This is a genomic window from Rickettsia endosymbiont of Gonocerus acuteangulatus, from assembly GCF_964026435.1.
Classification (GTDB): domain Bacteria; phylum Pseudomonadota; class Alphaproteobacteria; order Rickettsiales; family Rickettsiaceae; genus Rickettsia.
This window is the reverse complement of the sequence record NZ_OZ032147.1, coordinates 746,702-773,384: the sequence shown is the minus strand read 5'-3', so window position 1 is coordinate 773,384 and position 26,683 is coordinate 746,702. Positions and strand designations below refer to the sequence as shown.

The following is a 26,683-nucleotide window of genomic DNA, read 5'->3' as shown; positions in this document are numbered from 1 at the left end:
AGTGATACAATGATAAGAATAAATATGTATACAACAATTATCACCCTTTATAAACAAGGCAATAGTCAAAGGAATATTGCCAAACTAACAAGAACAGACCGCAAAACAGTACGAAAAATAATAAACCGCTATGTAGAGGCTGGTACAGAATCCCCAGCAATCTATGAACGATCTTCAGTTTTGGATTTTTGGCACGAAAAAATAATTGAGTTATTAGAAAAAAATCTGAGTTACATAAGAATTTTTGAGGAGTTAAAAAATCAAGGTTATACAAGCAGTTATACTTCTTTGACCCGTTATATCAAAAAATATAAAATTAAGGATAACAGTTGCATTCGTTTTCATACTTTAGCAGGAGAGGAAGCACAAGTAGATTTTGGTGACATAGGCTTACAGTATAATTCTAAAGGGCGTAGAGTTAAAGCATATGTATTTAATATGCGTTTAAGCTATAGTCGCCTTGATTATTATGAAGTAGTGTTTGATCAAAGTTGTCAAACATGGATTCAATGTCATATCAATGCATTTAATTATTTTGCTGGTAGTCCAAAAGTAATAAAACTTGATAATCTTAAAGCTGGAGTAGTAGATGCCAATTTTTATGAGCCAGTATATCAGAAGGAATATAAGTGCTTAGCCGATCATTATGGAATTTTACTTTCTCCTTGTCGAGTGTATCAACCGCAAGAAAAAGGCAAAGTTGAGTCGGGAATAAAATACGTTAAAAATAATTTTTTTGCTGGTCGTAAATTTGATAGATATGAAGAATTAACAAATGGTCTTGCAAATTGGTTAAATAAGGCCAATAGCCGAATACATGGTACTACTAAGAGAATACCTAGAGAACTGTTTGAGCAAGAGGAAAGAAGTAGTTTGATTCCTTTACCATTAGAAACTTTTGATTTGTCATCTTGGCATAATCGAAAAGTAGCAAAAGATTGTCATATTACCATAGATAATAATTATTACTCTGTACCAGCAAAATATATATACAGTGAGGTAATGGTACAATTGTCCCCAAAACTTGTTCAAATATTTTCTATACAAAATGATTTAATAGCAAGACACATTAGAACAGAGGGCAAGGGGATATTTACCACTAATCCGTCTCATTATGCTAAATACAAACGTCTATGCCCAGGTTTTATAGAATATAGTGAACATTATCAACAACAAATGCAGCAGATAGGGAATAATTGCAGTTTATTATTAGAATCATTACAACAAACAAGAGTGAATGATTGGCAACGTTGTGCACGAGGTATCATTTCTTTACGTAAGGTTTACAATGATGACTTAATAGATAAAGCCTGTCATAGAGCACTACATTATGGTATAAGTTCTTACTCTAAAATTAAGAATATTTTAAATAGTAATGCAGTAAACTTACCATTACCAGAGTTTGGAGGTAATAATGCAGAACTTATTTAATGACCTACGAAGCTTTAGATTATCAGGTATAGTCAATAGTTTAAATGAAAGGATTATTTATGCTCAAAATAATAAACTAGAATTTAAAGAATTTCTATCACTATTATGTGAAGATGAAAAATCTAACCGTAAGGATAATAATTACCGTCGCCGTAAAAGTGCTGCTAAATTGCCGGTAACTAAAAATTTAGAAGACTTTGATTTTAATTTCCAACCAAGTGTTGATGCCAAAGTAATAAGTGATTTATCAACTTGTGATTATATTAATACTAAGGGAAATGTAATATTCATAGGTGATTCAGGAACTGGGAAAACTCATCTTGCCATTGGGCTAGCATTAAAAGCTTTAACACGAGAATACTCTGTATATTTTACTACGGTATCGGATATGCTTTATAATTTACATATTGCAAGAGCAGATAATAGTTATCACAAAAAGGTTAAATTACTCCTATCGTTTGATTTATTAATTCTTGATGAGTTCGGGTTTAAGCAATTGCCAAAACATTCAGTAGAAGACTTTTTTAATATTATTGCTAAACGATATGAAAATAAATCTACCATTATTACCACAAACAAGGATTTTGAAAAATGGAATGAAATATTTGCTGATGAAGTATTAACTCATGCAATTATTGATCGAGTGGTACATCATGCTCATATACTAAACATAAAAGGTAAAAGTTATCGTATTAATAACTATAAATCTGGAGGTAATATGGCATAAAAATTTTTAAATATAGTGGTTCCTTTTTCGTGCAATTTACTGGTCCCTTTTTAATTGACAATGACAAAATAGAAAAGAACCCTATGTTGTTAGATTATATTAAAAATGCTATGATTCGCAAGAAATGGTCGCCGGATGCTATAGCCGGAAAGTTAAAACTAGACAAAAATACAGCTTTGTGTATCAGTACAGAAAGTATATATAGATTTGTTTACACTTCTGCAGTAGCAGCTAAATTAAAGTTATATAGCTATTTACCTTCTAAAAGATATAAAAGGCAAGAAAGAGGGAAGAGGCGTCAAAGGATCATTATACCACAAAGGATCTCAATACATCAGCGTGATGCAATAGCTACGAAAAAGGTAGAAGTAGGGAATTTTGAGGCAGATCTTACATTTCATAAAGGTAATCAAAGTATGAATATTGGTGCACTGGTGGATAAAAAGAGTCAAAAGATTATTTTAGTGCTGAATAACTCCAAGAGAGCTACAACAGTTACCAATGGTTTTTTAAGAAAGATAAAAACTCTTCCAAATAGTGTGAGAAAGACTATTACTATGGATAATGGCAAAGAGTTTGTGGGGCATGTTGCCTATAGACTATCTGGGTTTCAAACTTTCTTTTGTGATCCATACCGCCCTAGACAAAAAGCATTAGTGGAAAAAATGAATTCTATGATTCATAGAATTTTACCTAAAAATACAGATATTACTACCGTTACACAAAGAGGTCTTGACAATGTTGCTGAGATTTTAAATAACATGCCAAGAAAGATTTTTGGTTATAAAACCCCCAATGAAATTTGGGCAGAAAATTTATAGGTTTTGTTCTACTTAGTCCTTGCATTTTTAAAATTTTTTGAAAACCAAAATAATAATAAACCTAAATTATTCATTTTTTATTTAGGTGGAAAAATCGATAAATGCAATATAGAAATTCACGATGTAATATTTGTTATAGGACAAACTGACATTGAAATAGCAAATAAAATTAAAGAAAAATGGATTGGCAATCCTAAATCTTTCCATATAGATTCTTGGTTTATGATAGAAAATATTGATGGATTTGAGATAGAAGTTAATCAAGGCAAAATAAAACCAACGCCTAATAGTTTATTTTTTTTCAATTTAGGTTATTACCTACAAGATAATTTTTGCGAAAGTCATTTTATGACTTTAACAGTAGCAAAATCTAGAGCAGAGGCAATAAAAATAGCAAGAAATAAGCTTTTTGCTAATCACCAAATGTTACATACAGATAATATATATGATATTGATGAATGCATAAAACTAGAACAGATTAGTAATTATTATATATCACTAAAATATACTGGTAATACAAAACCAAACGTTATAAATAACGGATATCAGAAATTAAGTAATTAAGAATATTGGGCAAAAAAGAGTTTTATATAGATTAAAAAATTTGCATTGCAAGCTTGGCAGCGACCTACTCTCCCATGCCTTATGACATAGTACCATTAGCACTATGAGGTTTCACGTTCGAGTTCGGGATGGGATCGTGTGTTTCACTCATGCTATAACCACCAAGCTAGCAATACAAACTTTTTAATAGTAGATTTGTATTGGTTGCTGTTAGTGTTGTTGCATGCCTTAATTATCTTGTACCACAGTTTGTATTCTGAGATCCTGTGGACAAGCCATGAGATGACATTATATTTTACTGGATTCCTGCCTATACGGGAATGACAGATTAAGTCATGCAACAACACTTTTATTAATTGATAAAGCTATTTTAACCTGATAACTTTGTGAGTTGATACTGACATATTATAGAATAAACACTATATACATGTGTAATCTTACAGCAAAGTAAATCAATCGAGCTATTAGTATCAGTTAGCTACACACATTACTGTGCTTCCACACCTGACCTATCAACGTGGTGGTCTTCCACGGCTCTAATGGGGAAGTCTAGTTTTGAGGTGGGTTTCCTGCTTAGATGCATTCAGCGGTTATCCCTTCCGTACTTAGCTACCCAGCTGTGCCGTTGGCACGACAACTGGTCCACCAGGGGTACGTCCACCTCGGTCCTCTCGTACTAAAGGCAGAACCTCTCAAACTTCCTACACCCACGGCAGATAGGGACCGAACTGTCTCACGACGTTCTAAACCCAGCTCACGTACCACTTTAATCGGCGAACAGCCGAACCCTTGGGACCTTCTCCAGCCCCAGGATGTGATGAGCCGACATCGAGGTGCCAAACGATTTCGTCGCTATGGACGCTTGGAAATCATCAGCCTGTTATCCCCGGAGTACCTTTTATTCGTTGAGCGATGGCCCTTCCACTCGGGACCACCGGATCACTATGACCGACTTTCGTCTCTGCTCGTCTTGTCAGACTCGCAGTCAGGCTAGCTTATGCCATTGCACTCTAAAAGTTGATTTCCGACCAACCTGAGCTAACCATCGCACGCCTCCGTTACTCTTTGGGAGGCGACCGCCCCAGTCAAACTACCCACCATGCATTGTCTCGGATCCTGATTCAAGGATCTCGGTTAAGATGTCAAGAAGCAAAAGGGTGGTATCTCAAGGGTGACTCCACAAAGGCTGACGCCTCTGCTTCATAGTCTCCCACCTATCCTGCACATTTGATTCCTAACACCAGTGCAAAGCTATAGTAAAGGTTCACGGGGTCTTTCCGTCTGACCGCGGGAACTCCGCATCTTCAAGGAGAATTCAATTTCGCTGAGTCGATACTGGAGACAGTGGGGAAATCGTTACGCCATTCGTGCGGGTCGGAACTTACCCGACAAGGAATTTCGCTACCTTAGGACCGTCATAGTTACGGCCGCCGTTCACTGGGACTTCAATTCAGAGCTTGCACCCCTCCTCTTAATCTTCCAGCACTGGGCAGGCGTCAGACCCTATACTTCATCTATTGACTTTGCAGAGCCCTGTGTTTTTAATAAACAGTCGCTACCCCCTAGCTTGTGCCACCCACAAATGGTTGCCCATATGTGGGTCATCTTTCTTCCGAAGTTACAGATGTAATTTGCCTAGTTCCTTCAGCATCGTTCTCTCAAGCGCCTTGGTATACTCTACCTGTCCACCTGTGTCGGTTTCGGGTACGGTCTATAATGAAGGTGTTATTTCCTGGAAAATATTCGCTGCACAATCAATCCAATAAGACTGTACAACTTACTACTTTCGTCACATCCTTCAGGTTCAGGAATATTAACCTGATTCCCATCGATTACGCCTTTCAGCCTCACCTTAGGGGCCGACTAACCTTGCACAGATTAACTTTACGCAAGAACCCTTGGACTTTCGGCGAGAATGTTTCTCGCATTCTTTATCGCTACTTATGTCAGCATTCTCACTTCCGATACCTCCAGCAAACCTTACGGTTCACCTTCACAGGCTTACGGAACGCTCCGCTACCACTCACACCAAATGTGTGAATCCGCATCTTCGGTACATGACTTGAGCCCCGTTACATTGTTGGCGCAAGAAAACTTATTTAGACTAGTGAGCTATTACGCTTTCTTTAAATGATGGCTGCTTCTAAGCCAACATCCTAGTTGTTTTGGTCTTCTCACATCCTTTAACACTTAGTCATGATTTAGGGACCTTAGATGGCGGTCTGGGCTTTTTCCCTCTCGACTATGGACCTTAGCACCCATAGTCTGTCTGCTATGCTATACTCATCGGCATTCGGAGTTTGATTGAGTTTGGTAAGTCTGTGGGACCCCCTAGCTCATTCAGTGCTCTACCTCCGATGGTAACTGCTATAACGCTCTACCTAAATAGATTTCGCGGAGAACCAGCTATATCCGAGTTTGATTGGCCTTTCACCCCTAACCACAGCTCATCCCCTACTTTTTCAACAGTAGTGGGTTCGGTCCTTCAGCGGATTTTACTCCGCTTTCAACCTGGCCATGGCTAGATCACTCGGTTTCGGGTCTAATTCATCTAACTATAGTCGCCCTATTCAGACTCGCTTTCGCTACGCCTACACCTAACGGCTTAAGCTTGCTAGATAAACTAAGTCGCTGACCCATTATACAAAAGGTACGCCGTCACAAGACATAAATGCTTGCTCCGACTGCTTGTAAGCATTCGGTTTCAGATACTATTTCACTCCCCTTGTCGGGGTACTTTTCACCTTTCCCTCACGGTACTTGTTCACTATCGGTCACTAGAGAGTACTTAGGCTTAGAGGGTGGTCCCCCTATGTTCAGACAGGATTTCACGTGTCCCGCCTTACTCAAGGACTTCAAACTTTTTACCTATACGGGACTATCACCCTCTACGGTCAACCTTTCCATGTTGTTTTAGTTATTTTTTTGAAGCCACTGGCCTGGTCCGCGTTCGCTCGTCACTACTAACGGAGTCTCGGTTGATGTCCTTTCCTCCAGCTACTTAGATATTTCAGTTCGCTGGGTTTGCTTCACATAGCTATGTATTCACTATATGATACCTAATAAATTAGGTGGGTTTCCCCATTCGGAAATCTTCGGATCAAAGCTTATTCGCAGCTCCCCGAAGCTTATCGCAGCGTATTACGTCCTTCATCGCCTTCTAGTGCCAAGGCATCCACCAAATGCTCTTATTATATTTACTTAACGCTATTACTTGAGATTACACGATGCATACAGAATTAATTTTACAATTTCTTCAGTATCTAACTCACGATATAAATTTTTATTATCGCGGTGTATTTAGTTTTTAGCTTTATCAACTTTTTAAACAGCTACAAAAGTTTTGTGTTTCAAACCTTGTGTGATTGATTTTATATCCATAATTTCTAATGTTGTCAAACACTATTTTAAATAATTTTTAAATTTCTTTTTTTATGCAAACGCGAAATAACATTTTATCACTTTTGAAGAATTGACTTTTTCGGCTTTCCATTAGGGTTTATTGCACTTTCTGGAACTTTTACATCTCTACCGGAATCTTCAAAAATGAATCTACCTTTTTGTAAAATTTTATTCACTTTCTTCAATTCCCCTTGCATATTTACTAAGCCTTTCTCTGTTTTAGCAAATAATAACTTACCATTTTTTCTTAATACTATCTCTTCATCAGCTTCAAAATTTTTAGATATTTTTAAATTACCCTCCTTATCAAACTTACCTAAAATATTTTTTTGTAAATCGGCAAATTCTGCAAAAGCGTATAATTTTAAATTTTGTTTTATCTCCTCAGGTTCAGTTATATATTCCCCAGCTTTATTAATAAAACCAGTTATCTCATATTTGAAATCTTTACCATGCAGAGTTTTTTTAACAAGGAATTGAGTTTCAGTAAGTAATTTAGTTTCATTTTCTACCTCATCGTCAACTATACTAATTATTTTTCTTTTTATAGAATAGATATCGCTATTTTTATCGAGCTTTGGATCAAACTCTTTAATTTGTGAATTTTCATCAAATCGCACTGATTTTTTATCTTTAGTCATAATCGCCTCTATTATAGATTTTTAACAATAATCAAGAATAGCCTGATATTAAACTAATGTAAAATATTTACGCTGCTTCAAAAGAAAATTGATAAACTAATCATTAGTTTAATTTATATTAATATTTATTATACTTGAATATTAATTATAATAAACTTTTTGTTGACAAACCCTAGAACCATATTATATGATAATGCACTAAAAATTTAATTTATAATCAAAACTTACGCTATGAGTAAAAAAGTGATAAATTATTGTAAAAATAATTAAACATGTCAAAGAGGATAAAGTTGCAAGCAATACCAATTAATAGGACAGATTATTGTCAATTTTTAATAGTTAGCCAAAAGAATTATAGTTTAACCTACTACGCTGAACATGCAAAGAAATGTAGTCATGATGTTATTAATAGATTTTTAAGGAATGAAAAATATACACCTTCTTTGTTATGGGAACACATCAAGAATGATGTTATTTTTTCATCTAATGGATATACAATATTTGATGATACGGTTTTAAATAAAAGGAATACGAAGCAAATAGAAATTGCAAGATCGCAGTACAGTGGAGCTACAGGTAGAGTTACTAAAGGTATAGGAGTAGTGAGTCTGGTATATTATAACCCTGATATTAATAAGTTTTGGGTAATAGATTATCGAATTTTTGCACCTGATCATGATGGAGCAACAAAACTAGAACACCTATTAAACATGTTAAATAATGCTGTTTATAGCAAGAAGATTCCTTTTCAAACAGTACTTTTTGACACATGGTATTCTACACACAAAATTATGCAACATGTTGACTCTCTGGGGAAATATTATTATGCCCCTATTAAAGCCAATAGAAACGTTAGTAAAACACACGATTCTAAACCTTATAAAGCTGTAAAAGAGTTGACATTTTCAGATGAAGAGATCAGGCATGGAGTAGAGATTCATATAAAAGGCTTTGCTAAAAATAAGCATGTTAATTTGTTTAAATTTACTGTTTCTACCAACAGAGTTGAGTATGTTGTTACCAATAACAAAACTCACAAATCTTCTAAAGCTGCACAAGATGAGTGTGGCTTTCGATGGGTAATTGAGAGCATGCACAGAGAAATTAAGCAACTTACTGGGATAGAACGTTGTCAATGCAGGAAACAGCGTATTCAACGTAATCATATTAGTTGGGCATTTTTAGTTTGGGCATTTCTCAAAAGGACTGCAAATACAATCGGTAAAACGGTTTACCAAATAAAGTTAGGGCTTTTAGATGACTATATGCAACAACAGCTGCGTTCTCCATCTTTACGATATTTAGAACCAAACATAGCGTAAGTTTTGGAGATTTAAGAATAAATTTACATTTTCAGACTACATGATAAAAGCATTAAAGAAAGAGAAACATCAAGGACCACTTGTTAATCACACAAGTTTTAGATTCAGCTGTAACATAGACGAGCAGGAAAAAAGAGTTCTGGAATACGAGCAGTACTTAAGCCAGGTGGAGAGCTCAAGTGCTAGTGCAAGATATCCCAGGTCAGAAAGAAGATAGCAGGAAGATTTAGCTCTGAGATATCGTATTCGATTCTCACAACTGCAAGATTTATAGAAAGTAGCAAAGGGGAGTCATTAACTATTTTACTTCCTGAGAATCTAATTTTGAGCAAGATAAAAAGAGATATTTTAACCAATGAGGTATAGCATAAATCATTAAGATACTGACAATTTAATAGTATTAAAAACAGCATCATAAAATGTTTCAAAATCTTCTACAACTTTCTTAATTTCATTTTTTATCTTAAACCAGTAATGCTCTATAGGATTTAAATCAGGAGAGTAAGTTGGTAAATACAATATGGTACAACCAACGGATTCAATTAACTCTTTAACTTTAGAATTTTTATGAAAATTAATGTTATCCATAATAACGGTTTGCCCAGGTTGTAATTCTGTAATTAATACATCCCTAATATAAGTTTTAAAGACCTCTGTATTACAATTACCTTCAAATATTACAGGAGCAATAAGATTACCATTACAAAGACCAGCTATCATACTTATTCTAAATTTATGTTGATACACCTTTTCTCCATAACACCTTTGTCCTATAATGCTCCATCCATACTCTTTGCAAGCATTATCCTCTATTCCAGATTCATCAAGATATAGCATAAGTCATTAAGGTACTGACAGAGCGAGAGTATCATGTTATAGTAAGCAAATATTAACAAGCATGTTAAAGAGATATGGCACGAGCATATGCAATAGAACTAAGACTAAGAGTTATAAAAGCTGTAGAAGCAGGGATACGAATAAGTAAGGTAAGTAAATTATTTAATGTAAGTCGTGATACTATATATAAATGGAAAAAATTAAAAGATAAGCAAGGTACTTTAGAAGCAGCAACTGGTTATCAGAAAGGACATAGTCATAAGATAAAAGATTCAGAATTTTTTAAAGCTAATATGAATAAAACATCAAAGGAGTTAGCAAAGCAATGGGGTAATATTGCATCTGTAACTATTTTAAGACAAATCAGAAAACTTGGCTATAGCTATAAAAAAACTCATTTTCATCCGAAAAGAGATATTAAATTAAGAAATGAATTTATAGCAAAGATACAAACCATCACAAAAGACAAATTAGTATATCTTGATGAATCTGGAATAGAGGATAATGCTTGCAAAGAGTATGGATGGAGCATTATAGGACAAAGGTGTTATGGAGAAAAGGTGTATCAACATAAATTTAGAATAAGTATGATAGCTGGTCTTTGTAATGGTAATCTTATTGCTCCTGTAATATTTGAAGGTAATTGTAATACAGAAGTCTTTAAAACTTATATTAGGGATGTATTAATTACAGAATTACAACCTGGGCAAACCGTTATTATGGATAACATTAATTTTCATAAAAATTCTAAAGTTAAAGAGTTAATTGAATCCGTTGGTTGTACCATATTGTATTTACCAACTTACTCTCCTGATTTAAATCCTATAGAGCATTACTGGTTTAAGATAAAAAATGAAATTAGGAAAGTTGTAGGAGATTTTGAAACATTTTATGATGCTGTTTTTAACACTATTAAATTGTCAGTATCTTAATGATTTATGCTATACCAGACTCACTACTCCTATACCTTTAGTAACTCTACCTGTAGCTCCACTGTACTGCGATCTTGCAATTTCTATTTGCTTCGTATTCCTTTTATTTAAAACCGTATCATCAAATATTGTATATCCATTAGATGAAAAAATAACATCATTCTTGATGTGTTCCCATAACAAAGAAGGTGTATATTTTTCATTCCTTAAAAATCTATTAATAACATCATGACTACATTTCTTTGCATGTTCAGCGTAGTGTCATTGCTAAAATAAAAGGGACCAGTAAATTGCACGAAAAAGGGACCAGAGAAGTTGGTGTGACCTAATAAGGTTAATGTGCAATATTCACTAGATAATTAAGCAAGTAAATATCTAGTGATACAATGATAAGAATAAATATGTATACAACAATTATCACCCTTTATAAACAAGGCAATAGTCAAAGGAATATTGCCAAACTAACAAGAACAGACCGCAAAACAGTACGAAAAATAATAAACCGCTATGTAGAGGCTGGTACAGAATCCCCAGCAATCTATGAACGATCTTCAGTTTTGGATTTTTGGCACGAAAAAATAATTGAGTTATTAGAAAAAAATCTGAGTTACATAAGAATTTTTGAGGAGTTAAAAAATCAAGGTTATACAAGCAGTTATACTTCTTTGACCCGTTATATCAAAAAATATAAAATTAAGGATAACAGTTGCATTCGTTTTCATACTTTAGCAGGAGAGGAAGCACAAGTAGATTTTGGTGACATAGGCTTACAGTATAATTCTAAAGGGCGTAGAGTTAAAGCATATGTATTTAATATGCGTTTAAGCTATAGTCGCCTTGATTATTATGAAGTAGTGTTTGATCAAAGTTGTCAAACATGGATTCAATGTCATATCAATGCATTTAATTATTTTGCTGGTAGTCCAAAAGTAATAAAACTTGATAATCTTAAAGCTGGAGTAGTAGATGCCAATTTTTATGAGCCAGTATATCAGAAGGAATATAAGTGCTTAGCCGATCATTATGGAATTTTACTTTCTCCTTGTCGAGTGTATCAACCGCAAGAAAAAGGCAAAGTTGAGTCGGGAATAAAATACGTTAAAAATAATTTTTTTGCTGGTCGTAAATTTGATAGATATGAAGAATTAACAAATGGTCTTGCAAATTGGTTAAATAAGGCCAATAGCCGAATACATGGTACTACTAAGAGAATACCTAGAGAACTGTTTGAGCAAGAGGAAAGAAGTAGTTTGATTCCTTTACCATTAGAAACTTTTGATTTGTCATCTTGGCATAATCGAAAAGTAGCAAAAGATTGTCATATTACCATAGATAATAATTATTACTCTGTACCAGCAAAATATATATACAGTGAGGTAATGGTACAATTGTCCCCAAAACTTGTTCAAATATTTTCTATACAAAATGATTTAATAGCAAGACACGTTAGAACAGAGGGCAAGGGGATATTTACCACTAATCCGTCTCATTATGCTAAATACAAACGTCTATGCCCAGGTTTTATAGAATATAGTGAACATTATCAACAACAAATGCAGCAGATAGGGAATAATTGCAGTTTATTATTAGAATCATTACAACAAACAAGAGTGAATGATTGGCAACGTTGTGCACGAGGTATCATTTCTTTACGTAAGGTTTACAATGATGACTTAATAGATAAAGCCTGTCATAGAGCACTACATTATGGTATAAGTTCTTACTCTAAAATTAAGAATATTTTAAATAGTAATGCAGTAAACTTACCATTACCAGAGTTTGGAGGTAATAATGCAGAACTTATTTAATGACCTACGAAGCTTTAGATTATCAGGTATAGTCAATAGTTTAAATGAAAGGATTATTTATGCTCAAAATAATAAACTAGGATTTAAAGAATTTCTATCACTATTATGTGAAGATGAAAAATCTAACCGTAAGGATAATAATTACCGTCGCCGTAAAAGTGCTGCTAAATTGCCGGTAACTAAAAATTTAGAAGACTTTGATTTTAATTTCCAACCAAGTGTTGATGCCAAAGTAATAAGTGATTTATCAACTTGTGATTATATTAATACTAAGGGAAATGTAATATTCATAGGTGATTCAGGAACTGGGAAAACTCATCTTGCCATTGGGCTAGCATTAAAAGCTTTAACACGAGAATACTCTGTATATTTTACTACGGTATCGGATATGCTTTATAATTTACATATTGCAAGAGCAGATAATAGTTATCACAAAAAGGTTAAATTACTCCTATCGTTTGATTTATTAATTCTTGATGAGCTCGGGTTTAAGCAATTGCCAAAACATTCAGTAGAAGACTTTTTTAATATTATTGCTAAACGATATGAAAATAAATCTACCATTATTACCACAAACAAGGATTTTGAAAAATGGAATGAAATATTTGCTGATGAAGTATTAACTCATGCAATTATTGATCGAGTGGTACATCATGCTCATATACTAAACATAAAAGGTAAAAGTTATCGTATTAATAACTATAAATCTGGAGGTAATATGGCATAAAAATTTTTAAATATAGTGGTTCCTTTTTCGTGCAATTTACTGGTCCCTTTTTAATTGACAATGACAGTAGTAGGTTAAACTATAATTCTTTTGGCTAACTATTAAAAATTGACAATAATCTGTCCTATTAATTGGTATTGCTTGCAACTTTATCCTCTTTGACATGTTTAATTATTTTTACAATAATTTATCACTTTTTTACTCATAGCGTAAGTTTTGTACCAACTTACTCTCCTGATTTAAATCCTATAGAGCATTACTGGTTTAAGATAAAAAATGAAATTAGGAAAGTTGTAGGAGATTTTGAAACATTTTATGATGCTGTTTTTAATACTATTAAATTGTCAGTATCTTAATGATTTATGCTATATACTAATTTGTCTTTTGTGATGGTTTGTATCTTTGCTATAAATTCATTTCTTAATTTAATATCTCTTTTCGGATGAAAATGAGTTTTTTTTATAGCTATAGCCAAGTTTTCTGATTTGTCTTAAAATAGTTACAGATGCAATATTACCCCATTGCTTTGCTAACTCCTTTGATGTTTTATTCATATTAGCTTTAAAAAATTCTTTAAAAGATTCTGAATCTTTTATCTTATGACTATGTCCTTTCTGATAACCAGTTGCTGCTTCTAAAGTACCTTGCTTATCTTTTAATTTTTTCCATTTATATATAGTATCACGACTTACATTAAATAATTTACTTACCTTACTTATTCGTATCCCTGTTTCTACAGCTTTTATAACTCTTAGTCTTAGTTCTATTGCATATGCTCGTGCCATATCTCTTTACATGCTTGTTAATATTTGCTTACTATAACATGATACTCTCACTCTGTCAGTACCTTAATGACTTATGCTATATCTTAGGAAAGCACACTTACCACCTGGTAAATCTTTAACCACTTTTGATTTTAGCCAAGTACAGCCACTGAATAAAGCTAAGATAGAGGAATTAGCTTTTAATACTGCCTGGATAAAGAGATCAGAAAATCTTTTAATCTTCGGTCCATCTGGAGTAGGCAAAAGTCACTTAGCGGCTGCAATAGGATATGCTTTAGTGGAGAAACATGTTAAGGTATTATTTATATCTACTACTAAACTAGTATAGCTTTTACAAGCTGCACGTAAAGAGTATAGATTACCAAATGAACTGACCAAATTAGATAAGTATGATGTTATTATCCTTGATGATATTGGTTATGTACGTAAAGATGAAGGAGAAACACATGTATTGTTTGAGTTGATTGCTCAACGATATGAATCTGGTAGTATGATTGTAACTGCTAACTGTCAACAGCGGTCGAAAAATGATACAGATTTTTAATATGCAACGGCTGAAAATTGATACAGTATCATAAAAAAATTATCTGATATTTAAGTCATAAGAGAGTCTTTCTAATTAAGTGTGTAAATTTTTCATAGGGCTTAAATTCTACCTTCAAATTTTATCAAAAAGTGAGCCATAGCTGCGTTCCAGTTTGGAATCGGCATAGCCCATTTCTTGGTCATATAATCAATTGCCAAATATAAGGTCTTAAAAACGGCATTATCATTTGGAAAAACCCGTTTATTCTTGGTAACCTTACGTAATTGGCTATTGACAGATTCTACACTATTTGTTGTGTATATTACTTTCCTTATCGCCTCAGGGTATCCTAGAAAAACCATTAAATTTTCCCAATGAACATACCAAGATTTAGCAATTTGTGGATACTGTTTACTCCATTTAGCTTCAAAAGATTCTAAAGCAAGATGTGCTTCTTCCTCTGTGCTAGCAGTATAAATAGGCTTTAAATCAGCCGCTAATTCTTTTCGGTCTTTATATGATACATATTTTAAACTATTTCTAATCTGATGTACAATACATAATTGATGTTCGGTTTTCGGAAAAACTGCCTCTATCGCCTCAGACATACCGGTTAAATTATCACTGCAAGCAATAAGCATGTCTTGCATACCTCTGTTCTTCATCTCAGTAAAATTACCAAGCCAAAATTTTGCTCCTTCATTTTCACTGATCCACAATCCTAAAATATCCTTCCTGCCAGATAAATCAATACCTAATGCTACATATACAGACTTATTGATAATTCGTTTATCTTGACGTACTTTTACTACTAAACAGTCAAAAAATACTATAGCATATACTCGATCCAATGGTCGGCTTTGCCATATCTTGACATCCTCAATTACATCATCAGTAATTTGACTTATCAAACTTTCGCTAACGTCAGCTCCATACAATTCTTGCATTTGAATCTTAATATCAGATAAGCTCATTCCTTTAGCGTATAACGATATTATTTTATCATCAAATCCTTCAATACGTCTTTGACGCTTTGGAATTAATGCAGGTTCAAATGTACTACTTCTATCCCTTGGAACCTCAATCTCTATAACTCCATTATTTGTTACTAGATTCTTTACATTCTTACCATTACGAACATTATCACTATCAGTATGACAATATTTATCATATCCTAAGTGATTATTCATCTCTGACTGCAATGCCTTCTCTACAAGCCGTTTGGTTAATTGCTTTAATAAACCATCCTCTTTAAGTAATGTTGATATATCTGTATCATTATTTATTAATAAATCTATCGCTTGATTCATTGCTTCATTTTGTTTTTGGTGCATATAATTTCTCCTTTTGTTATATTATATTTTTATATAACCTTTGAGAAATTCCCACACTTATTTGGACAGAGCCTCATAAGATTTTCCTCCTGTTTATTAATAATTCCTATTGGCACAAGACCAGCTTTCTTTTTATCCTTAAGCCTGAAACTATCACCTTTAATATTAAGTATAGTGGAGTGGTGAAGCAGACGATCTAAAATAGCAGCTGTAAGAGCACTATCCTGAGCAAGACTATTATGCCATTGTCCAAATGGAAGATTACTTGTAAGAATTATGCTACCCTTTTCGTAACGCTTTGCTATAACTTGAAATAACAGATTAGCTTGTTCTGGTTTTAACGGCAGATATCCAAACTCATCTATTATTAAGTAATTTATATGGTAGTATGACTCTTTTGAATATGGAGTCCAGGTTTCCCTGATTTAGCCCAGTATTAAGTACAAGCATCAAATCTGCAGCTGTTGTAAATTTAGTCTTGATTCCACATTGTGTAGCTGCATAACCAAGAGCAATAGCTATATGGGTTTTCCCTACTCCAGAAGGACCAAGCAGAATAATATTTTCCTGTCTTTCTACAAAAGACAGAGACCTTAGACCTTCCAGAATCTTGCGTTTTATTCCTGTAGCAAAATCATAATCAAAATTATCCAGCGTTTTAATAGCAGGAAAACCTGCCATTCTGGTGAGTATTGATTTACTTCTATTCTGTCGTGCCAACAGCTCTGTTTTTAATATTGACTCAAGGAAATCCATATAACTTGAGTCTTCTTTACTAGAGGATTGTGCAATATCAAAATAATTTTCAGCTATCTGAATAAGGTTTAAAGAGCGGCACAGCTCTTCTATACGTTGGTGCTGCAGGTTCATAATGCCTCCAGTATACTTTGGTATATGCATAGGGAATGTTGTAAGGAAACTGTAGAAAATTGTTCCCTTTTATCTTCCATAATCTCTAGTGCTGCAGGATGACTACCACTATAATCCAATGGTAGTGGCTGAAGATTGCTCCTTTCAAACTTTAATCTTTCTGCAGGTATTTCGCCTGTTGTTCCATGCACACGCCGATTCGCAGTATCACGCAACCATTTTAGTACCTCTGAATTTGCAGTATCCACATCCAACACTAACTCTGCAGTTTTTAATTTTGTTGCTAATGGATTATAAAAGCTTTCTCTTATATATCTGTTAAATCGCTCAACCTTGCCCTTAGTTTTTGCTCTATAAGGCCTACACACTTGTAATCGGAAACTGTAATGTTTGGCAAAATCCAGCATACCTTTATTAAAGCGGTGTATGCCAGGACCATATGTATCCCTATCCAGTATTACTGTCTTCATGTTGTCATACAGTACTTCTTCTGGCACTCCGCCAAAATATTCAAATGCCCGCTTATGGCATTCTATTAATGTTACAAGCTTCTCATTAGTAACAAATTCTACATAGCTTGCTCGACTAAATCCTAATGTAGCCACAAAAGCTGATAGAGGACTTTTCCCCTTACGAAATTCTATCCAGTCAACTTGCATCTGTTTGCCAGAAGCAGTCTCAAATCTTATCATATCCTCCTGTTTAGCTGCAGGCTTTATACTCCTTAAATAATCCCTAAGTTGGGTCATCCCGCCTGTGTAACCCAACTCCTTTATCTCTTGAAACAGTACAGTACCAGGTAGTGATACAGGATGGGCAGATTTTATTCTGTTACTCAAGTAGTCTTTATATGGGGCAAGCTTTGTTACCAACTTTGGCCTATCTTTATATTTAGGGTTACCATCATATTTTAAATATTTACGTACTGTATTTACTGATGCACCTACTTCTCTTGCTATACTTCTTAAGCTTTTACCATGTTTATTCAATATTTTTATTTCCATTATTTGCTCCAGTGTCATTGTCAATTAAAAAGGGACCAGTAAATTGCACGAAAAAGGAACCACTATATTTAAAAATTTTTATGCCATATTACCTCCAGATTTATAGTTATTAATACGATAACTTTTACCTTTTATGTTTAGTATATGAGCATGATGTACCACTCGATCAATAATTGCATGAGTTAATACTTCATCAGCAAATATTTCATTCCATTTTTCAAAATCCTTGTTTGTGGTAATAATGGTAGATTTATTTTCATATCGTTTAGCAATAATATTAAAAAAGTCTTCTACTGAATGTTTTGGCAATTGCTTAAACCCGAGCTCATCAAGAATTAATAAATCAAACGATAGGAGTAATTTAACCTTTTTGTGATAACTATTATCTGCTCTTGCAATATGTAAATTATAAAGCATATCCGATACCGTAGTAAAATATACAGAGTATTCTCGTGTTAAAGCTTTTAATGCTAGCCCAATGGCAAGATGAGTTTTCCCAGTTCCTGAATCACCTATGAATATTACATTTCCCTTAGTATTAATATAATCACAAGTTGATAAATCACTTATTACTTTGGCATCAACACTTGGTTGGAAATTAAAATCAAAGTCTTCTAAATTTTTAGTTACCGGCAATTTAGCAGCACTTTTACGGCGACGGTAATTATTATCCTTACGGTTAGATTTTTCATCTTCACATAATAGTGATAGAAATTCTTTAAATCCTAGTTTATTATTTTGAGCATAAATAATCCTTTCATTTAAACTATTGACTATACCTGATAATCTAAAGCTTCGTAGGTCATTAAATAAGTTCTGCATTATTACCTCCAAACTCTGGTAATGGTAAGTTTACTGCATTACTATTTAAAATATTCTTAATTTTAGAGTAAGAACTTATACCATAATGTAGTGCTCTATGACAGGCTTTATCTATTAAGTCATCATTGTAAACCTTACGTAAAGAAATGATACCTCGTGCACAACGTTGCCAATCATTCACTCTTGTTTGTTGTAATGATTCTAATAATAAACTGCAATTATTCCCTATCTGCTGCATTTGTTGTTGATAATGTTCACTATATTCTATAAAACCTGGGCATAGACGTTTGTATTTAGCATAATGAGACGGATTAGTGGTAAATATCCCCTTGCCCTCTGTTCTAACGTGTCTTGCTATTAAATCATTTTGTATAGAAAATATTTGAACAAGTTTTGGGGACAATTGTACCATTACCTCACTGTATATATATTTTGCTGGTACAGAGTAATAATTATTATCTATGGTAATATGACAATCTTTTGCTACTTTTCGATTATGCCAAGATGACAAATCAAAAGTTTCTAATGGTAAAGGAATCAAACTACTTCTTTCCTCTTGCTCAAACAGTTCTCTAGGTATTCTCTTAGTAGTACCATGTATTCGGCTATTGGCCTTATTTAACCAATTTGCAAGACCATTTGTTAATTCTTCATATCTATCAAATTTACGACCAGCAAAAAAATTATTTTTAACGTATTTTATTCCCGACTCAACTTTGCCTTTTTCTTGCGGTTGATACACTCGACAAGGAGAAAGTAAAATTCCATAATGATCGGCTAAGCACTTATATTCCTTCTGATATACTGGCTCATAAAAATTGGCATCTACTACTCCAGCTTTAAGATTATCAAGTTTTATTACTTTTGGACTACCAGCAAAATAATTAAATGCATTGATATGACATTGAATCCATGTTTGACAACTTTGATCAAACACTACTTCATAATAATCAAGGCGACTATAGCTTAAACGCATAATAAAAGTAATCCCCGCCGCAAGCAGCGGGGTATTTTAGAAGAAAGCTAGCTGATGATCCTCATGCAGTTTCTGATATTCCTTGCCTTGGTTTTTTACGTATTTTCCTATCATATTCTCATTTCCATGCTTACCTACCGTACTCGTAAAATATCCATCAGTCCAAAATTCTCCACCCCATAATTGTTTCTTTACCTGTGGACACTGTCTAAATATTTGACGAGCTGTAACACTTTTAATTGTTGTTACTATTTTTGTTACGCTATAGGTTGGTACAGATTGTACCAAAAAATGGACATGATCTTCATCAACCCCTATTTCTAAAAATTTTATTTGATATCTCTTTTCTATCTCTAAACATATTTCTCGTAATACTTGATCAACTGATACGTCAAACACTGCTCGGCGATATTTTGCTGGAAATACCATGTGATACAGCAGTACCGTAACATTATGACTTTTATGTATATATTTGCTCATTCCGCCATATTACGCCGCAAGCGGCGGGGAATATACCCAAAAGAGATTTAATTGTATGGTTATCAATAAGAGCAGTGATAAAGGAATTAGTTGCTACAACACATTACGAAGGCAATAAGAATTATTCTTCTAAAGATGCTCTAAATGAGTTATTTATAATGCTTAATTATGATTTAAATCCTAATAAGAATGAGGGATGACAACATTCAAACAATTTAAAACTGAAGTAATACAATAGATAACAAGGAGATTGGGATGAGCAATACACTACCACCATAACCGGCAAAGAAAACTGTCACCCCTCGGCAAGAAAACTGTCGTTGCATAGGCTTTATTATTTTTTGATTTAAGTGCATTGTGACCTCCTATTTTTTATCTGTATTTTTTAATACATTATTTTAATTAAATGTAAGATCAAATGTCAACTACTACATATAAAACCCCCAATGCAATTTAGGCAGAAAATTTATAGGTTTTGTTCTACTTAGTCCTTGAATTTTCACGCTCATAAATCTGTTCTATCACTCCATCAAGACCCATTAAGAAAGTATAAACTTTTAGTTGTGGGAATTTTTCTTTGATTATCTTACGGGCTTTATTTAAAATTTCCGTATGTGCTTCAGTTTCTTTTTCTTTAGTGCTTAAACGTTCTTCGGCTATGAGCTTTTTATAAGCCCCGCATTCACGATGATCAAGGAAAATGATTTGTTTGATGTTATGTAAGTCTTGCAAAATTTCTATAGTATCTTCTATAGTTTTTCCCCAATAGGTATATTTCTCATTAACAAGGGCAAGTGAGGCGGAAGTGATACCTTATCGAAATCATCCTCTAAACCTAGTTGTTTCATTAACTTATCTGTTTCATCTATCAATCTAAAATCTACGCAACTTATTAAAAGAGTTGAAGCTTCATTTAGAGTTTTTAAATGTTCTTTACTTACTTCTACTTTTATAATCTTTTTGTCGGCAAGCATATTTAATAAACCTAAAATTAAAAATATTTCTTACATGCTTTAAAGTAAGAATAACCAGTTATGATTGTTAGAAAGGCTGCAATCCATAAAATTATTTCTCCAATTAAATCAAGATAGATAATATTAGAACCTTTTGATCCTAGTACTAATATTGATAAAGCAAACATTTGTAAAAAGGTTTTAGTTTTTGCAAGTGTTGATACAGGAACGCTAACTTTAACTAATGCTAAAAATTCTCGAAGACTGCTAACTAAAAACTCTCTTGTCAATATCAATAAACATGGAATTTCATCTACATCACTTTTCTTCAATAACATTATAATAACACAGCCAACTAATAATTTATCAGCAATTGGGTCAAGCATTTTACCAAAACTTGTAACCAAGTTATATTTTCTTGCAATATAACCATCAAAAAAATCCGTAATACTAGCTAGCACAAATAGTAATGCTCCAAGCGTGCGGGCAAGAGGGCTATTAATATAAAATGTTAGTATAATAACTGGAATTGCAGCTATTCGGGCAATCGTCAAATAGTTAGGTAAATTTTTATCAATTTTCATCAATTATATTATAAACACTCCATTTATTTATCTAGCTTATTAATATAATATTGCTGGATTATGGATAATATATTGTTCCAAGACCAATATATTAAAAGACCTGCCGGAAAACTACTAAACATTACCAGAAAAACCAAAGGCATAAATTTCATTACTTGAGCTTGTACTGGATCAGCAGGCTCAGGACTCATTCTTTGTTGTAGGAACATAGTAATAGCCATTAAGATAGGCCATGCACCAATCATTAGGAATGAAGGTAAAGAATACGGCAATAACCCAAATAAGTTAAAGATACTAGTAGGATCAGGAGCGGATAAGTCTTTAATCCAGCCGTAGAATGGTGCTTGACGCATTTCAATAGTAACATAAAGCACTTTATAGATAGAGAAAAATACCGGTATTTGAACAAGTATAGGCAAACAACCAGCTACGGGATTGACTTTTTCCTTTTTATATAAAGCCATAATTTCTTGATTTAAACGAGCTTTATCATCACCATATAAATTTTTTATCCTATTAATTTCAGGCTGTAAATTCTTCATTCTTTTCATCGAACGATAGGATTTATTAGCCAAAGTAAACATCAATAACTTAATAATAACAGTAACTATTAAGATACTGATACCGAAATTACCAACATATTTATAAAAGAAGTTCATAGCATAGAAAACTGGCTTAGTAATTATATAAAACCAACCGAAATCTATAGCTCTATCAAATAATTTAATGTCATATTGTTTTTCGTATTTATCTAGCAAATCTACTTTCTTTGCTCCCGCAAAAAATCTTCCTTTAATAGAAAAATTCTCACCTGGTTTTACTATTTGTACAGGCGAAATAAAATCTACTTGATATCTCTCTACTTCTTGTTTAACTGCATAATTAAAGTTTGAACTATAATTACTTGATTTATCAGGGATTAAAGAAGTAAGCCAATATTTATCAGTAATTCCAATCCAATCAACTTTACTTGAGGAAAATTTCTCACTTTTTTTGTCCTTAATATCATCATATGAATATTCTTTTAGGTTTTCGTCTATACATCCAATAGGACCTTGATGTAGTATATTTACGGCTTTTTCTACAGCAGTATATTTACGATTTATTAAGCCATAAGACTGCACAGGAAGTTCTTGAGTACTATTATTGACGATGGTTTGTTCTATGGTAAATAAATAATTTTCATCTACTGTAATAGCTATTAAAAATTTAACACCATCCTCATTAACCCAAAATAAATTAACTGGTTTTTCAGGGGTTAATATTTCACTATCACTATTCCATATAGTTTCGTTATTAGGTAGCTTTACACTAGATAAATTACTCACCCAGCCTATTTCTGCAAAATATGCATCTTTAGTATCAGATGGTGAAAATAACACTACTTCAGGACTATTTTCAGATAAATCTTGCTTATATTTTTTCAAAATTAAATCATCAAATCTAAGTCCTTTTAATGAAATAGAGCCAGAAAGTGCATTTGAATCTATTTTAATACGTGGTGCTTGACTTGCTTCTTGAACAATAACAGGTGTAGCCTCTAATTGTGCAGATTCTTTTTTCTTTAAATCTTTTGCTTTCTGCAACGCTATTTGTTGTTGCTGCTTTTGCTGCTGTGGTTTTACAATAAAATATTGCCAACCAAAAATTATACCTAAAGACAGTACAATGGCTGCTATAAGATTAACTATATTATTATTCATTAGTAAGTACTTAATTTTTTATATTTTAGAGCTTTAAATTTTATAGGATTTAAATAAAATAATCAAGGATATACTCGTTTAATTTGAAAAATTGGCTACGTCGTCTTATAAGATCTGTGATGCTCACGTATTAAGTAACTGCTGCCGCTCCTCGCCTTATAGACTCCTTGCTCTTTTCCAAATTAAACTTCGTCTATCTACACTTTTAGATTATCTTTTTGAGTATTGTGGTCAAGCCACGGGATGACAAAATACCCTACACTATACCGACATTTTGGAAGATTTTTAATTTAAATTCAGGCAATACGGAAATTATATGTTCAAAAATATCGGCTTGAACTTTTTCATATCCTATTAAACTTATTTCTTTAACGAAAATATATATCTCGATAGGTAAGCCATTAACAGTCGGTTCAAGTTGTCTTACTAGAAAAGTAAACCCATCAGTATAAACAGCAGAATTATTTTTTAGATATTCTTGGACATATAATTTAAATACTTTAATATTGGTTAGATCTTTTTCATCTTTATCAAGTGTGATTTTATTAATTATATCTTTTGATAGATAAGGAGATTTTTTTAGATTTGTTAGGATAGTAGAATCACAAAAATTAATAGTTGCCATATTGATGTTAAATTCTCTTTTTACTCTTCTTGCTCCTGCCTCATCGACTCCTTTATAATTTATAACGTTGGAACTTAAAACACTAGAAGTAGGAATAGTTGAAATAGATTGATCAAAATTTCTAATTGTCACTACAGAGATAGTAATTTTTTCGACTGTTCCTTCGACTTCACCAATACGCACCCAGTCACCTATATTGATAATATCTTGACTAGTCAGTTGAAGACTTGCAATTAACCCAAGCATAGTGTCTTTAAAGATGAATGTTAAAAGAGCAGCGGCAGCACCTAAACTTGTTAAAAAAGCACTAAGCGAAATATTTAGCAAATAAGAAATAGTTATCATAGCCGAAATGATCATGACAAATATTTTTAATATTTGAAAATATAAACTTAGAGGAGCTTTTTTGGCAAAAGTTTTAATTCTATTATGATAAAGGTCAGCCCCAGCATCTATAAGAGTCAGTAATAACATAGTGAAAGATAAACTGACATATAATATGACTATAGTGTCTTTAATTCCAAGTAATATATGTGCTTTAAAAGAAGTAGGATGAAAGATATTTCCCCAAAATACGAAATAAACCCCTAATAGAGAGTGTAATAAATAACGAAATATTGGATATTTCTTCAGCACTCTTTCATAATCTTCATAATTATGTCTTGTTAAATAATTTTTTATTGGAACAAAAATTAGTTTTTTAATTAAAAATACTAAAGGTATAATAGATACCAACATAACAAATAACATTACTATTTCAGTACTTGATGTACGATATAAATCCATTAAATATTGCATATTTTACCTATCATATTATTATGTATAATTATAAATAAATTTTCATTATTACTAAAAATTTTATTTTTATCAATAAATTTAACTAAAAAGAACAAAATAACTTTTTAACTATGACATTTCCGAATATTAATCCTATTATTTTTTCTATAGGACCGCTTGCTATATCTTGGTACTCTCTTTCATATGTAGTTGGAATTTTACTTGGTTGGTTTTATGCAAGTAAAATTATAGAAAAATTTCCTACACAAATCACTAAGAAAAATTTAGAGGAGTTTGTTACTTACGCTATTATTGGAATAATAGTCGGAGGCAGACTCGGCTATATTCTATTATATAATCCTTATAAATATTTTTCAAATCCGATAGAGATTTTAAAAACATATGAGGGTGGAATGTCCTTTCACGGTGGTGCTATAGGAGTTATTATTGTTGCTTATATATTTTGCAAATGGCATAAACTTAATTTCTTAAGTCTTACCGATATTATTGCTCCAGTAGTCCCAATTGGCTTATTTTTCGGCAGAATTGCTAATTTTATTAATGGTGAATTATATGGGCGTGTTACAAATTCATCTATCGGTGTAATTTTTCCAGATAGCGATTTAAGCTTGCGTCATCCTAGTCAATTATATGAAGCTTTCTTTGAAGGGTTAGTGTTATTTTGTATTTTGGCTTATGCTGTATTTAAACGTAATACAATTAAAAAGCAAGGTTTAAACTCAGGTTTGTTTTTAATGTTTTATTCTCTTTTTAGAATAATTATTGAGATATTTAGAGAGCCGGATGTGCAAATCGGTTTTATTTTTGATAGTTTAACTATGGGGCAGATTTTATCGATGCCACTATTACTTTTAGGTAGTTATTTAATAATAAAAACAGAATGTCGATCGATCACAAAATAAGGGAAATAATTGAGCAAAGTGGCTATATCACTTGTGATCGTCTTATGCAGGAAGTTTTACATTTAAGCCCGACTTCTTATTATAGGCAAACGAAATCCTTAGCAGAAGAAGGGGATTTTACTACCGCTCCTGAAGTTTCGCAGCTATTTGGTGAGATTATAGGTTTATGGTGTATAAAAGAATGGCAAAGAATCGGTAGTCCTAAAGATCTTAATATAGTTGAACTTGGTCCAGGGCGAGGGTTATTAATGCGGGACTTATTACGCACAGCAAAATTAGTTCCAGAATTTTATAACGCCTTATCGATTCACTTAATTGATATCAATGAAAATTTTATTGTTCAGCAAAAATCCAATCTACAAAACTTTGATTTACCGATTAATTGGTACGCATCTATAGAAGATATCCACAAAAAACCCGCTCTAATAATAGCTAATGAGTTCTTTGATGCTATGCCGATAAAGCAATATATCAAAGTAAAAGAATCATGGTATGAAAGAATATTTGTAGTACAGCCGGTAGATGGGAAAATCAAGTATGATAAAATAGCTGTTAGTAAACAATTACAAGACTATTTACAGAAGACCCATTTAGATGCGAAAGATGGAGCAGTGCTTGAAGAGCCCTATAAATCTATAGAGATTATGAAATTTATATCCGAGCATATAAAAGAATTAGGCGGAAGCGGTCTTATAATAGATTACGGCTATGATATAAACCCGAATATTAGGACTAGATATCAATATAACTCAACCTTGCAGGCTATAAAAAATCATAAATATTGCCCGATAATTGAGAATTTAGGGGAAGCAGATTTATCAGCCAATGTAGATTTTTATGTGCTCAAAACAGTAGCTCAAAATAGCAAAATAAATGTAATAGATACAATCTCACAACATGATTTCTTAATAGAAAACGGGATTTTACTACGCAAGCAAACGCTGCAAAACAAACTTAATCCCGAGCAAGCAGAGCTAATAGAGAGACAAGTAAATAGGTTGATATCTCTGAAAGAAATGGGCGGGTTATTTAAGGTATTGCAGGTGATGAATTAAAAACTCTTCATTGCAAGGAGAGACGGGATTTATTGCATATACAAAAACTTTTGG

At 32.9% G+C, this 26,683-nt stretch carries 24 protein-coding genes, 2 rRNA genes and 5 pseudogenes; 13 read left to right on the top strand and 18 right to left on the bottom strand.

The genetic code is table 11. The features are described from left to right. The first annotated feature begins 24 nt into the window (after window positions 1–24). The 4 genes from istA (AAGD55_RS04690) to AAGD55_RS04675 are packed head-to-tail and all read left to right on the top strand — an operon-like array spanning window position 25 to window position 3,543. The gene (gene istA / locus AAGD55_RS04690; protein WP_341792315.1) at window positions 25–1,431 is read left to right on the top strand and encodes an IS21 family transposase; all 1,407 of its coding nucleotides are present in this window, start codon (window positions 25–27) and stop codon (window positions 1,429–1,431) included. Beyond that, on the top strand, window positions 1,415–2,158 hold the full coding sequence (gene istB / locus AAGD55_RS04685) for an IS21-like element helper ATPase IstB (protein WP_341792314.1): 744 nt from the start codon (window positions 1,415–1,417) through the stop codon (window positions 2,156–2,158). Before istA (AAGD55_RS04690) ends, istB (AAGD55_RS04685) begins: the two co-directional genes overlap by 17 nt. 29 nt (window positions 2,159–2,187) lie before the next feature. Further along, the gene (locus AAGD55_RS04680) at window positions 2,188–2,979 is read left to right on the top strand and encodes an IS30 family transposase (RefSeq protein WP_341792313.1); all 792 of its coding nucleotides are present in this window, start codon (window positions 2,188–2,190) and stop codon (window positions 2,977–2,979) included. A gap of 3 nt (window positions 2,980–2,982) precedes the next feature. Next, window positions 2,983–3,543: a DUF1543 domain-containing protein gene (locus AAGD55_RS04675; RefSeq protein ID WP_341792312.1), complete on the top strand. Its 561-nt coding sequence runs from the start codon at window positions 2,983–2,985 to the stop codon at window positions 3,541–3,543. 51 nt (window positions 3,544–3,594) lie between these two features. Here AAGD55_RS04675 and rrf read toward each other — a convergent pair. The 3 genes from rrf to AAGD55_RS04660 form a co-directional block, all read right to left on the bottom strand. Then, a 5S ribosomal RNA gene (gene rrf / locus AAGD55_RS04670) occupies window positions 3,595–3,709 on the bottom strand. A gap of 277 nt (window positions 3,710–3,986) precedes the next feature. Next, window positions 3,987–6,746 (bottom strand): 23S ribosomal RNA (locus tag AAGD55_RS04665). A gap of 255 nt (window positions 6,747–7,001) precedes the next feature. Beyond that, window positions 7,002–7,403 (bottom strand): hypothetical protein, encoded by a 402-nt coding sequence (locus tag AAGD55_RS04660; RefSeq protein ID WP_410526128.1) that lies wholly within the window; start codon window positions 7,401–7,403, stop codon window positions 7,002–7,004. 455 nt (window positions 7,404–7,858) lie between these two features. On the opposite strand from AAGD55_RS04660, the gene AAGD55_RS04655 reads away from it, so the two are divergent. Further along, complete coding sequence (locus AAGD55_RS04655) at window positions 7,859–8,908, top strand: transposase (protein WP_341790834.1); 1,050 nt, start codon at window positions 7,859–7,861, stop codon at window positions 8,906–8,908. 375 nt (window positions 8,909–9,283) lie between these two features. Here AAGD55_RS04655 and AAGD55_RS04650 read toward each other — a convergent pair. After that, window positions 9,284–9,745 (bottom strand): annotated as a pseudogene (locus AAGD55_RS04650) (IS630 family transposase); the annotation flags it as partial. A gap of 74 nt (window positions 9,746–9,819) precedes the next feature. Here AAGD55_RS04650 and AAGD55_RS04645 point away from each other — a divergent pair. Then, window positions 9,820–10,677, top strand: a complete 858-nt coding sequence (locus AAGD55_RS04645; protein WP_341792311.1) for an IS630 family transposase — start codon at window positions 9,820–9,822, stop codon at window positions 10,675–10,677. 9 nt (window positions 10,678–10,686) lie between these two features. Here AAGD55_RS04645 and AAGD55_RS04640 read toward each other — a convergent pair whose 3' ends face one another. Further along, window positions 10,687–10,860, bottom strand: a complete 174-nt coding sequence (locus AAGD55_RS04640) for a hypothetical protein (RefSeq protein WP_341791857.1) — start codon at window positions 10,858–10,860, stop codon at window positions 10,687–10,689. Between the two features lie 218 nt (window positions 10,861–11,078). On the opposite strand from AAGD55_RS04640, the gene istA (AAGD55_RS04635) reads away from it, so the two are divergent. Together istA (AAGD55_RS04635) and istB (AAGD55_RS04630) are read left to right on the top strand one after the other, a co-directional pair. Beyond that, window positions 11,079–12,485: an IS21 family transposase gene (gene istA / locus AAGD55_RS04635; RefSeq protein ID WP_341790850.1), complete on the top strand. Its 1,407-nt coding sequence runs from the start codon at window positions 11,079–11,081 to the stop codon at window positions 12,483–12,485. Further along, a complete protein-coding gene (gene istB / locus AAGD55_RS04630; RefSeq protein WP_341790851.1) occupies window positions 12,469–13,212 on the top strand; it encodes an IS21-like element helper ATPase IstB in 744 nt (247 codons plus the stop codon). The genes istA (AAGD55_RS04635) and istB (AAGD55_RS04630) overlap by 17 nt, the downstream gene beginning before the upstream one ends. 36 nt (window positions 13,213–13,248) lie before the next feature. Here istB (AAGD55_RS04630) and AAGD55_RS04625 read toward each other — a convergent pair whose 3' ends face one another. Further along, window positions 13,249–13,377 carry a hypothetical protein gene (locus tag AAGD55_RS04625; RefSeq protein WP_341792310.1) on the bottom strand — a complete coding sequence of 43 codons (129 nt, stop codon included), beginning with the start codon at window positions 13,375–13,377 and terminating at the stop codon, window positions 13,249–13,251. Between the two features lie 41 nt (window positions 13,378–13,418). On the opposite strand from AAGD55_RS04625, the pseudogene AAGD55_RS04620 reads away from it, so the two are divergent. Next, window positions 13,419–13,568, top strand: a pseudogene (locus AAGD55_RS04620) (transposase); the annotation flags it as partial. Here AAGD55_RS04620 and AAGD55_RS04615 read toward each other — a convergent pair. Together AAGD55_RS04615 and AAGD55_RS04610 are read right to left on the bottom strand one after the other, a co-directional pair. Beyond that, window positions 13,565–13,687 carry a hypothetical protein gene (locus AAGD55_RS04615; RefSeq protein ID WP_341792309.1) on the bottom strand — a complete coding sequence of 41 codons (123 nt, stop codon included), beginning with the start codon at window positions 13,685–13,687 and terminating at the stop codon, window positions 13,565–13,567. The pseudogene AAGD55_RS04620 and the gene AAGD55_RS04615 sit on opposite strands and share 4 nt — an antisense overlap. Further along, the gene (locus tag AAGD55_RS04610) at window positions 13,638–13,997 is read right to left on the bottom strand and encodes an IS630 transposase-related protein (RefSeq protein WP_341792308.1); all 360 of its coding nucleotides are present in this window, start codon (window positions 13,995–13,997) and stop codon (window positions 13,638–13,640) included. Before AAGD55_RS04610 ends, AAGD55_RS04615 begins: the two co-directional genes overlap by 50 nt. A gap of 73 nt (window positions 13,998–14,070) precedes the next feature. Here AAGD55_RS04610 and AAGD55_RS04605 point away from each other — a divergent pair. Further along, window positions 14,071–14,541: pseudogene (locus AAGD55_RS04605) on the top strand (ATP-binding protein). Window positions 14,542–14,642: 101 nt separating this feature from the next. Here the strand turns inward: AAGD55_RS04605 and AAGD55_RS04600 are convergent. The 6 genes and pseudogenes from AAGD55_RS04600 to tnpA form a co-directional block, all read right to left on the bottom strand. Further along, window positions 14,643–15,857 carry an IS256 family transposase gene (locus tag AAGD55_RS04600; protein WP_341790919.1) on the bottom strand — a complete coding sequence of 405 codons (1,215 nt, stop codon included), beginning with the start codon at window positions 15,855–15,857 and terminating at the stop codon, window positions 14,643–14,645. Between the two features lie 29 nt (window positions 15,858–15,886). Beyond that, window positions 15,887–16,727 (bottom strand): annotated as a pseudogene (gene istB, locus AAGD55_RS04595) (IS21-like element helper ATPase IstB). Continuing rightward, window positions 16,724–17,731, bottom strand: coding sequence for an IS21 family transposase (gene istA / locus AAGD55_RS04590; RefSeq protein WP_341792307.1), 1,008 nt, complete (start codon window positions 17,729–17,731; stop codon window positions 16,724–16,726). Before istA (AAGD55_RS04590) ends, istB (AAGD55_RS04595) begins: the two are co-directional and overlap by 4 nt. A gap of 78 nt (window positions 17,732–17,809) precedes the next feature. Further along, window positions 17,810–18,553, bottom strand: coding sequence for an IS21-like element helper ATPase IstB (gene istB, locus AAGD55_RS04585; RefSeq protein WP_341790851.1), 744 nt, complete (start codon window positions 18,551–18,553; stop codon window positions 17,810–17,812). Beyond that, on the bottom strand, window positions 18,537–19,529 hold the full coding sequence (istA, locus tag AAGD55_RS04580; RefSeq protein WP_341792306.1) for an IS21 family transposase: 993 nt from the start codon (window positions 19,527–19,529) through the stop codon (window positions 18,537–18,539). The genes istB (AAGD55_RS04585) and istA (AAGD55_RS04580) overlap by 17 nt, the downstream gene beginning before the upstream one ends. A 36-nt stretch (window positions 19,530–19,565) precedes the next feature. After that, entirely contained in the window at window positions 19,566–20,009 is a 444-nt protein-coding gene (tnpA, locus tag AAGD55_RS04575) for an IS200/IS605 family transposase (RefSeq protein ID WP_341790826.1), read from the bottom strand. Here tnpA and AAGD55_RS04570 point away from each other — a divergent pair. Then, window positions 20,002–20,127, top strand: a complete 126-nt coding sequence (locus tag AAGD55_RS04570) for a hypothetical protein (RefSeq protein ID WP_341792305.1) — start codon at window positions 20,002–20,004, stop codon at window positions 20,125–20,127. The two genes, tnpA and AAGD55_RS04570, sit on opposite strands and share 8 nt — an antisense overlap. Before the next feature lie 362 nt (window positions 20,128–20,489). Here the strand turns inward: AAGD55_RS04570 and AAGD55_RS04565 are convergent. From AAGD55_RS04565 to AAGD55_RS04550, 4 genes and pseudogenes are all read right to left on the bottom strand, one after another. Continuing rightward, window positions 20,490–20,986: pseudogene (locus AAGD55_RS04565) on the bottom strand (carbonic anhydrase); the annotation flags it as partial. Window positions 20,987–21,000: 14 nt separating this feature from the next. Next, window positions 21,001–21,546, bottom strand: a complete 546-nt coding sequence (gene pgsA, locus AAGD55_RS04560) for a CDP-diacylglycerol--glycerol-3-phosphate 3-phosphatidyltransferase (protein WP_341792517.1) — start codon at window positions 21,544–21,546, stop codon at window positions 21,001–21,003. Window positions 21,547–21,569: 23 nt separating this feature from the next. Next, on the bottom strand, window positions 21,570–23,249 hold the full coding sequence (gene yidC, locus AAGD55_RS04555) for a membrane protein insertase YidC (protein WP_341792304.1): 1,680 nt from the start codon (window positions 23,247–23,249) through the stop codon (window positions 21,570–21,572). Window positions 23,250–23,505: 256 nt separating this feature from the next. Continuing rightward, window positions 23,506–24,672 (bottom strand): mechanosensitive ion channel family protein, encoded by a 1,167-nt coding sequence (locus AAGD55_RS04550; protein ID WP_341792303.1) that lies wholly within the window; start codon window positions 24,670–24,672, stop codon window positions 23,506–23,508. Window positions 24,673–24,782: 110 nt separating this feature from the next. On the opposite strand from AAGD55_RS04550, the gene lgt reads away from it, so the two are divergent. Together lgt and AAGD55_RS04540 are read left to right on the top strand one after the other, a co-directional pair. Continuing rightward, complete coding sequence (gene lgt, locus AAGD55_RS04545) at window positions 24,783–25,574, top strand: prolipoprotein diacylglyceryl transferase (protein WP_341792302.1); 792 nt, start codon at window positions 24,783–24,785, stop codon at window positions 25,572–25,574. After that, window positions 25,553–26,629: a class I SAM-dependent methyltransferase gene (locus AAGD55_RS04540; RefSeq protein WP_341792301.1), complete on the top strand. Its 1,077-nt coding sequence runs from the start codon at window positions 25,553–25,555 to the stop codon at window positions 26,627–26,629. Before lgt ends, AAGD55_RS04540 begins: the two co-directional genes overlap by 22 nt. Window positions 26,630–26,683: the final 54 nt, after the last annotated feature.